The following is a 9,614-nucleotide window of genomic DNA, read 5'->3' on the forward strand; positions in this document are numbered from 1 at the left end:
ACACCGTCCGGCAGACGGGCCAGAACCAGATGGCAGACATTTTCGGCAAAGTCGTTGTCGCCCCAGGAGATGAAGATCTTCTGCCCGGTTACCGAGTATGTGCCATCGCCATTTGGCTCGGCCTTCGAGGTCAGCGCCCCCACATCCGATCCGGCCTGAGCTTCGGTCAGGTTCATGGTGGCAGACCACTCACCCGAAATCATTTTGGGCAGATACAGCGACTTCAATTCGTCGCTGGCGTGATGTTCCAACGCCTCGATCTGGCCCTGCGCCATCAGCGGAGCAAGTTGCAGCGACAGGCAGGCGGCGCTCATCATCTCGTTCACGGCAGTGGTGACAGTCATCGGCAGGCCCATCCCGCCATATTGGGGATCAGCGCTGATCCCGATCCACCCGCCTTCGGCAATCGCCTTCCAGCCATCGACATAACCCGGAGAGCTGCGCAGCACGCCATTCTCAAGCCGCGCCGGTTCCAGATCACCGGCACGCTGCAACGGGGCCAGAACCTCTTCGCTCATCTTGGCCGCTTCGGTCAGGATGGCAGTGACGACATCAGCGCTGGCATCTGCAAAAGTCTCGGTGGCGGCGACCTTGTCGAACCCGACGACATGGTCCAGCAGAAATTGATAATCTGAGATTGGGGCGCGATAGGGCATGATTTCTCTCGGGGTCTAACGGATCAGAATACATCGGCGGGCTTGGAATCAAATGCAAGCGCCGGTAAGCGTGTGGGCCTGAACCGATTACGTACCTTACCTCAAGTTCCAGGCAACCAAAACGCGGCGTCATCAGATATGATCTCATCCGGCACACAGGAATTGACGGCAGATCCCGGCGGCATCGCCCAGGCTGCCGATTTTTTGCGCCAGGGTCTTCTGGTCGCTTTTCCGACCGAAACGGTCTATGGCCTTGGCGGCGACGCCCGCAACGGACAGGCCGTCGCATCGATTTACGAGGCCAAGGGACGGCCCAGCTTCAACCCGCTGATCGCCCATGTCGCCTCGGTCGAAGCAGCCCAGCGCTTTGTGCAATGGTCGGATCTGGCCGAGCAGCTGGCACAAGCCTTCTGGCCCGGCCCTCTGACCCTGGTTTTGCCTTTGCGCGAAGGGCACGGGGTTTCCTCGCTGGTGACCGCCGGGCTGGACACTCTGGCCGTGCGGGTGCCTGCGCATCCGACGGCGCGTGCGCTGCTGGCCGACTTTGACGGGCCGGTCGCGGCCCCCTCGGCTAATCCCTCGGGTCAGATCAGCCCCACGACGGCGGCTCATGTGTGGTCCGGTCTTGGCGGACGGATCGCGGCTGTTCTGGACGACGGCCCCTGTGCGGTGGGTCTGGAATCCACCATTGTCGGTCTGGCCGGAAAGCCCACATTGCTGCGTCCGGGTGGCGTTGCGTTGGACCGGATCGAAAGCGTGCTGAACATGCGCCTGCACCTACATCAATCCGGTGATCTGCTCACCGCTCCGGGGCAGTTGCAGTCGCATTATGCGCCCGACGCCCCAGTCCGCCTGAACGCCACAGCACGTCACGGGGATGAGGTTCTGCTGGGCTTTGGAGCGGTGGATTGCGACCTGAACCTGTCTGTCGATGGACGTCTGACCGAGGCGGCAGCGAACCTCTTTGCAGCCCTTCACAGGTTGAACGAGACCGGCCGACCAATTGCCGTTTCTCCGATCCCGAACACCGGATTGGGGGCTGCAATCAACGACAGGCTGCGCCGCGCCGCTGCGCCACGCGACAGCTGATCAGGCCCGGCCTGCGCTGGCGGACAACGTCAGAGGGTCCACCCCGAGCGTCGCCAAGGCAGCTTCCCATTTTTCGTCATCAGGCACGTCGAAGACAAGTTTCGTCGACGCTTCGGTGGTCAGCCAGCCGTTCATCGCAATTTCGTCCTCAAGCTGACCCGGCCCCCAGCCGGAATAGCCCAGCGTCAGCATCGAATTCAGCGGTCCGCTGCCAGAGGCCAGATCTTCAAGCACATCCAGCGTCGCCGTCATGCTGAAATCCGCGGAAATATGCATCGAATGCAGATTGGCCTCGTAATCGGCGCTGTGCAGGACAAATCCGCGCGACATCTCGACCGGGCCGCCGAAATGCACAAGGCGCTCTCCGATCACCGGGACACGGCAGGCGATGTTCAGTTGCCCCAGCAGCGTCTTGATTCGCAGATCCGAAGGCTTGTTCACGATCAATCCCATGGCGCCATCGTCGCCATGGCTGCACATATACACCACCGAATGGTCGAATCGCGGATCGCCCATTCCGGGCATCGCAATCAACAGTTTTCCGGTCAGGTCCATGGGCCGTCATCTCTTTGTCAGTTCACGTCAACAATGGCCCTGCCGCACCCCAGTTTGCAAGAGACCAGCCCGTATTTCGACGGATTTCGACGCGGTGACCGGATCGTGACTTGGAATCCGCGCCGACGACGCGCATTTATGGGGTATGAAGATGCCGATCAAACCCACCGCCGTCGCCGCGCTCGTTTGTCTGAGCCTGTCCGTTCCAGTTGCCGCGCAAGGCTTGGACGATGTGGTTCAGCTGGATGTTCTGGACGGTGGTCGGACGGCCAACGGCACCTATATGTCCGCGTTGAAACTGACGCTCAAGGATGGCTGGAAGACCTATTGGCGCGCGCCAGGAGATTCCGGCATCCCGCCCGAGTTCGACTGGAAGCGATCCAGCAATGTCGGCCAGGTGGAAATCATCTGGCCCTCGCCCGAAATCTTTGACCAGAATGGCCTGCAATCGATTGGCTATGAAAACCAGTTGGTCCTGCCCATCAAGGTCACTCCGCGCAACCCGGCAAAACCGGTCCGCCTGAAAGGCAGGATGGATCTGGGGGTCTGCAAAGACGTGTGCATCCCGGAACGCCTGGATTTCGACCACACGCTGGACGCCGAAGCTGATCGCAACCCGGCGATTGCCGCAGCGATGGCGCAAAGGCCCTATTCCGCGCGCGAAGCCCGTGTCGCCAAGACCACATGCAATCTGACGCCCACGAAAGATGGGATGCGGATCGAGGCGCGGATGACAATGCCGTCAGCGGGTGGCCGTGAAATCGCCGTTATCGAACCTGGCAATCCTTCGCTTTGGGCCTCGCAACCTGTATCTCGAAGGCAGGGGGATACATTGGTGGCCGAAGCGGAAATCATACACGCGTCAGGTGCACCTTTTGCACTGGACCGATCCGAGATCAGGATCACTGTTCTGGGGTCCGATCACGCCGTCGATATTCTGGGCTGTAGCGCGGGCTGAATGCATGAGCCAATCCCCCAAGATCGGCGCGTTGGCGGTTGTTCTACATCAGGACAAGGTTCTTCTGGTTCAGCGCAGCAAACAGCCGGACAAAGGGCTGTGGGGGTTTCCCGGCGGCCACGTAGAGTGGGGTGAAACCGTTCTGCAGGCGGCGCAGCGCGAGTTGCGGGAAGAAACCTCGGTGATTGCGGAACCGTCACATTACCTGAGAAACCTGGATCTGCTGCGTCACGACAAGGCGGGGCAAGTTTTGTCCCATTACCTGTTGGTCGGCGTTGCCTGCCGCTATCAGTCCGGCACACCACAGGCTGGTGACGACGCGCTGGATGCCCGTTGGTTTGCCATCGAGCAGATACGCCGGGGCGACCTGCCGATGAGCGCGCGCGTCATCGACCTTTTGGAACACGCGATCCGCACGGATCAGGCATCGGCCGATCTTGTCAGGCGCCCATAAAGCAAACCTGACAGGGCCACGCTCAGGACCACGATCAGAATTGCCCCGGCCAGAAATGCGCCCAACCCCATTCGCAGCACTGCAATGCCATCTCCACCCGCATAGAGGCCTTGCAGCACGCCAAGCGGTGCGCCTGTAACCGCGGGCCAAATCATCGTCAGGCCGAACCAAACAGCCAATGCGGCCCCGGTCGCCGCCAGCGCCCCGCGAACCACCCTGTCGGGTGCCCGCGCGGCACGGCGCATGGCTGTCATCGGGCGCGCCACGTCATTGAGGATCGCCAGCAGGGCAGGCACCAGGATCAGAACCAGCAACATCCCGAACCCAAGCCCGTAAACCAGCGTGATCACCGTCGGCTTGAGGAATTGCGCCTGTTGCGAGCCTTCGTAAAGCAACGGTGCAAGTCCAAGAACCGTGGTCAAAGTGGTCAGCATCACGGGGCGCAACCTGTCTGCGGTACCTTCGACAATGGACGGAACCAGACCACGGTCTTTTTGATACGCATCTATCGTCGTCACCAGAACGATCGAGTCGTTGATGATGATCCCCGTCATGCCCAGCAATCCGACCACCGTGAACATGCTGAGCGGCACATCCCAGATGTAGTGACCCCAGATCGCACCAACGAGGCCAAAGGGTATGATTGCCATGACAACCACTGGCCGTGTCCAGCTGGCGAACACCCAGGCCAGAACAAGGTAGATACCTGTCAGGCACAGGATTAAACCGGTGCGGGCTTCGGCAAGGAATTCATTTTCCTGTTCGCTCAGGCCCGACATGCGCCACTCGACTTGCCGTTCGGCAGCGATATTCGGCAGGATTTCTTCCTGCATCGCCCGTTCGATTTCAGCCGCGCGTGCCGGATCATCTTCCGAGATATCGCCATAGACCGAAACAACTCTTAAGCCGTTTTCGCGCCGAACCGTCGAGAAACCGGATTCACGTTCGACCGAAACGATGTCGGCCAGCGGTACGTAAACCCCGTCAGGAGACCGCATGAGCGTACGCTCGAGGAAATCTGCCGTCAGTTCGCCTTCAGGCAGTTCCACACGGATCTCGGCACTGCGTGGCCCGTCCGGGAAAGTTGCCGCTTCGATACCGTTCAGGCGGTTGCGCAGGGCGCGACCAAGCGTTTCAATCCGGAAACCCAGCGCCTCTCCCTGTGCAGTCAGGTCCAAGATGAACTCTTCCTTGTCATAAGCCAGGTTGTCTTCCAGCGCCGAGACTTCGGGGAATTTCGACAGCTCGGCCTGCAAGTCTTCGGACGCGGCCTTGAGAACGCTCACGTCAGAGCCGAAAAACTGCACGTCGATGGCGTCGCCACCCGGGCCAGAGCGCCACCCCCGGAAGCTGATCACTTCGAGCTTGGGATGGCGCGGCGCGAATTCCTGCAACTCTCCGACGAATTCGAAACTCGAATAAGAGCGCAGATCGGCATCGATGAGTTCGATCGAGATACCACCCAACAAACTGCCATCCTTACCATCCGCAGCAGCCAGTTGTCGGCCTGCATTGCCGCCAACCTCGGCCAGGACATAGTCGATCGGATTGCGCCCGTGACGTTCTTCGTAGATCTGGCCCAGGTCATTGACCGCTTGTTGCAGAAGGCGCATCATTTCCAGCGTGTCTGATCGCGTCGAACCTTCGCGCATGATAAAGCCGCCGGTCACGGAACTTCGTTCGGGTGCATTGAAGAAACGCCAGTTCACGTCGCCGCGAATGAACAGTGCAACCTGGCTGGCCAATACCGCGATCATCAGCGCCACAACCACGTAGCGCGCCCATATCACCCAGGCGATCAAGGGACGGAACAGGTGGTCCCGAACCCAACGGAAACCACGATTGACGACCCGGTTGGGCAAATCATACCAGTGCTGCTTGGCCGAATGCGCGATGGCGTGTGCCATGTGATTAGGAAGGATCAGAAAGCATTCGACCAGCGAAGCGATCAAAACGGCGATCACCGTAAAGGGAATGTCGCGGATCAATTCTCCGAAACGCCCGCCCACCACGGTCAGACCGAAAAACGCGATTACCGTGGTGACAGTCGCAGCCAGAACCGGCATAGCCATTCGCAGCGCCGCACGTTCTGCGGCCACAACAGGCGGCTCACCCAAGCGCCGGGCGCGGAAATCCGCGTGTTCCCCCACCACGATGGCGTCATCAACCACGATGCCCAGCGTGATGATCAGGCCGAACAGCGAGACCATGTTCAGCGACAAGCCCCCCAGATACATCAATGCGATTGCGGCCGACATCGCCACGGGGATACCCGCCGCAACCCAGAAGGCGATGCGCGCGTTGAGGAACAAGAACAGCAGACAGACGACAAGGCCAAGGCCCATCAACCCGTTGTTGACCAGGATGTTCAATCGGTCGGTTATGGCCTGGGCGCGGGTGCGGATCAGCTCAATCTTCACACCTTCGGGCAAGCTGGCCTGCATTTCACGGGCAACATCTTCAACCGTGTGCTGGATCTCTATCGCATCACCCAGATTTGACCGGTCGACCCGGATGGACATGGCCGGATCGTCGCCGACGAAATAACTGCGATGCCGTGTGACACCTTCGACCCGAATCCGGGCGATATCACCGACTTTCAGTTTCGACCCGTTGGCAAAGGTCCGCAGCGCGATGTCTTCGATCTGTTCCGGGGTCCGCTTTTCGGTTCCGGCTCGGATACGCGCTCCTGCGCCCTCAACCTCGCCGGCTGGGTCGGTGCTGACCTCGGCCGCAATCGCGGACGCGATCTCTTCCATGGTGATGTCATTTGCGATCAATTGCGCCGTGGTGATCTCGACAATGATCTGGGGCGCGGCAATTCCCCTGATTTCGGTGCGCGTAACCCCTGCCGAGAACAACCGGTTGATGAACTCATCCGTCAGCTTCGCCAGTTGATTGGTGTCGGTGGGGCCACTGATAACGACATCCGTCACCCGATCCCGCCAAGCGCCGCGTCGAATCTCAGGTTCTTCCGAGTCTTCGGGCAGATCCGTCACACCGTCTATCGCGGTCCGGACGTCTTCGACCGCGCGAGACATGTCCCAGTTCGGCTCGAACTCCAGTCTGACGCGGCTCCAACTTGGGTGTGAACTGGCCTCGGTACTGGTTACACCTTCAACGGCCAGCAGCGCAGGTTCCAACAACTGCACGATACCGGCATCCATGTCCTCGGGGCCTGCACCTTCCCACGAGACGGTCACATCAACGCGTTCCAGAATGACATCCGGAAAGAACTGCGCCCGCATGTTCGGAATAGCTGCCGCACCCAAAACCAGCATCACCAGCAGCAGCAGATTGGCGACCGTCCGGTGCCGTGTGAAATAGCCGAGAAGGCCACCCGCTGCGCCAGGTATCTCGCGCATCATGACGCTCAGCCCCCGGCCTTGGTTTCAATGCGCCGCACCAGAGATGAAGGGACGCGTGCTTCCCGCAACTGACCGAGAACCTGAGTTTTCTCATCCTGAGGCATGGTTTCGTTGGCCTCGACCCGAGCCACAAGTTCGGCGCGTTTCGCATCTGACAGTTCGACCATACCCGGGTCTGCCCCGGCCTCGAGCCGCAAGGGACGCACCCGAACGCCAGATCCAAGCAACGGCGTGCGCCCGATGACAACCTCGCGCCCTTCCAACCCGTCGCCCCGCAGCAAAACCTCGTCACCCTGTCTGCGGACAAGCTGCACCGGCAAACTTTCCAGACGGTCATCCGAACCCAGCACCAGAACCGTTCCCGATGCGTCCAATGCCGAAGACGGCAAGCGGAACACATTGGCAAGCGGTTGTTCCTGAACCGAGACGGTGACGAAATCTTCGGGCTTGAAACCGGATGCCTCTTGCAGACGCGCGTAAATCAAACGTCCGGTCTGACCCTCGCCCGCAGAACCGCTGTCGCGGCTGATATACCCTGTCGCGGTCAGATCGGTGCCTGTCACCTCAAGCGAAACCGTGACCGGTGCGTTGATCAGCCTGTCATTCTCGTCCAACAGACGTACATATTGTGCCGTTGACACCCGGAACGCCACTTCAAGAGCGTTTGGATCAACCAATTCAGCCAGTTTTTCATTCGCCGACACCAACCGCCCTTCCACAAGCGTCACATCGGTCAGGGTACCGCTGAATCCGGCCCGAATGGTCATATCGCCAAGATCGCGTTCCGCCGCCTCCAAGGCGATCACCGCGCGGGCTTGCAAAGTCGTGGCCTGATCGACACGAGATTCAGCCTGTGCAAGCGCGATACGACGCGCCAGAACCGCCTGTTGTGCCGAAGCAGCCGCCAGTTCCGCCTCTTCCACGCTGGCGGTGGCGCCTACTCCTCGGGACTCCAGATCGCGTTGCCGTTGCAGCGCCCGTTCCCGCAGTTCGGCTTGCGCCTCGGCCGATTTCAATTCGTCCTGCGCCAGCAGCAGAGACCGTTCGGCATCACGTTCTTCGAATTGTGCGTCCAAAAGATCGGACTTGGCCCGATCCAGCGCGGATTGGGCATCCGCCGGATCCAGTTCAACCAGAACTTCCCCGGCAGTTACCGTTCCGCCATCCACAAAATCCTCTGCCAGGGCGACAACGCGGCCACCCAGTGCCGCGCGCAATTCCAGCCTACGCCGGCTCTGGACCTCTCCGAATGCTTCGAGATATGGGATTACGGTTTCCGCTTCGGCCTGACGTACGGCAACCGCAAAGACCCGTTCGCGGGCGGCGGGCGTCTGGTCCTCACGCGTCAGGACGTCCTGAACGGCACCCATGATGATCTGCGCAGCAACAAACAGCAGAGCAAGCGTCAGGAACGCCAGAAAGATACCGACAAGACTCTGCCGTAGAAATCGCATCAAACAGTTACCCCGGTTGCACCAAGCTGCCGTCCACAACATGTAGCCGGATCACGAATTATGCCAAGCCACAAAGCGGTTATACGGAATTGAACGTACGACCAGTCTACTTCCGTCGCAGATGTTCGTCCAATCTGGGCATTATTTCCACAAAATTGCAGGGGCGATGCCGGTAATCGAACTGTTTTTCCAAAATACCGTCCCACGCATCCTTGCAGGCCCCCGGGCTGCCGGGCAATGCAAAAAGGTATGTGCCCCCCGCAACGCCCCCGGTTGCACGGGACTGCACCGCCGAAGTGCCGACTTTCTCCATCGAAATGATGGTGAAGACAGTACCGAATGCGTCGATCTCTTTTTCGTACACGTCCCGATGCGCCTCGACTGTCACGTCGCGCCCGGTCAGACCCGTTCCACCGGTCGAGATCACCACATCGATCTGCTCATCGGCCACCCATGCCCGCAACTGGTCGGCGATCTGGTCGCGCTCATCCCGGATGATCTGGCGATCCGCAACCACATGGCCCGCTTTTTCGATCCGGTCCACCAATGTCTGCCCCGAGCGATCTTCGTCCATCGATCGGGTGTCCGAAACGGTCAGAACGGCAATTCTGACGGGGATGAACTCCTTGGTTTCGTCAATGCGCGACATCTTGCGTCAGGCCCTTTCCATCATGACAAGCCGGATCGCGAGAGCGGAAAAAATACCCCCCGTGATCCAACCAATAATACGCGCGGCGCGCGGGTTGCCGATCAGCACCTTGCCTGCCCCGCCGGCAAAAATCCCGACCAGCCCGTTCACCAGGAATCCGCCAAACGCGATGATCAGCCCGAAGATAAGGAACTGCACCAGAACCGATCCCGCGGTCGGATCAACAAATTGCGGTATGAACGCCAGCACGAACAGAATGACCTTGGGATTGGTCAGGTTGACCAACATCCCATCCCGAAAGGCCATGCGCGTCGACCGCACAGGCGCATCCCCAGTCGAAGCGCCATGCCGGACCGCACCCCAGGCCAGATACATCAGGTAAACGGCACCCATCCAGCGGATCACTTCAAAAAGCCAGGGCAGCGCCGACA

At 60.1% G+C, this 9,614-nt stretch carries 9 protein-coding genes; 3 read left to right on the forward strand and 6 right to left on the reverse strand.

Going from position 1 to position 9,614, the window contains the following annotated elements:
- Window positions 1–656: acyl-CoA dehydrogenase family protein (locus tag AC2FNN_RS20430; protein WP_496760263.1), on the reverse strand; the 656-nt coding region annotated here is incomplete at its 3' end.
- Window positions 657–794: 138 nt separating this feature from the next.
- Between AC2FNN_RS20430 and AC2FNN_RS20435 the strand changes: the two genes are divergently transcribed.
- Window positions 795–1,745, forward strand: coding sequence for an L-threonylcarbamoyladenylate synthase (locus tag AC2FNN_RS20435; RefSeq protein WP_496760264.1), 951 nt, complete (start codon window positions 795–797; stop codon window positions 1,743–1,745).
- Here AC2FNN_RS20435 and AC2FNN_RS20440 read toward each other — a convergent pair whose 3' ends face one another.
- Window positions 1,746–2,300, reverse strand: coding sequence for a YqgE/AlgH family protein (locus AC2FNN_RS20440; RefSeq protein ID WP_496760265.1), 555 nt, complete (start codon window positions 2,298–2,300; stop codon window positions 1,746–1,748).
- 151 nt (window positions 2,301–2,451) lie between these two features.
- On the opposite strand from AC2FNN_RS20440, the gene AC2FNN_RS20445 reads away from it, so the two are divergent.
- Both AC2FNN_RS20445 and AC2FNN_RS20450 read left to right on the forward strand, forming a co-directional pair.
- Window positions 2,452–3,258 (forward strand): protein-disulfide reductase DsbD domain-containing protein, encoded by an 807-nt coding sequence (locus AC2FNN_RS20445; RefSeq protein ID WP_496760266.1) that lies wholly within the window; start codon window positions 2,452–2,454, stop codon window positions 3,256–3,258.
- Between the two features lie 4 nt (window positions 3,259–3,262).
- Complete coding sequence (locus AC2FNN_RS20450) at window positions 3,263–3,712, forward strand: NUDIX hydrolase (RefSeq protein ID WP_496760267.1); 450 nt, start codon at window positions 3,263–3,265, stop codon at window positions 3,710–3,712.
- Here AC2FNN_RS20450 and AC2FNN_RS20455 read toward each other — a convergent pair.
- From AC2FNN_RS20455 to AC2FNN_RS20470, 4 genes are all read right to left on the reverse strand, one after another.
- Window positions 3,679–7,080 (reverse strand): efflux RND transporter permease subunit, encoded by a 3,402-nt coding sequence (locus tag AC2FNN_RS20455; protein ID WP_496760268.1) that lies wholly within the window; start codon window positions 7,078–7,080, stop codon window positions 3,679–3,681. The two genes, AC2FNN_RS20450 and AC2FNN_RS20455, sit on opposite strands and share 34 nt — an antisense overlap.
- A 5-nt stretch (window positions 7,081–7,085) precedes the next feature.
- A complete protein-coding gene (locus AC2FNN_RS20460) occupies window positions 7,086–8,534 on the reverse strand; it encodes an efflux RND transporter periplasmic adaptor subunit (protein ID WP_496760269.1) in 1,449 nt (482 codons plus the stop codon).
- A gap of 106 nt (window positions 8,535–8,640) precedes the next feature.
- Window positions 8,641–9,183, reverse strand: coding sequence for a molybdenum cofactor biosynthesis protein B (gene moaB, locus AC2FNN_RS20465; RefSeq protein ID WP_496760270.1), 543 nt, complete (start codon window positions 9,181–9,183; stop codon window positions 8,641–8,643).
- Window positions 9,184–9,189: 6 nt separating this feature from the next.
- Window positions 9,190–9,614: LysE family translocator (locus AC2FNN_RS20470; protein WP_496760271.1), on the reverse strand; the 425-nt coding region annotated here is incomplete at its 5' end.

It is taken from the genome of Ruegeria sp. BHSA118, assembly GCF_059613405.1.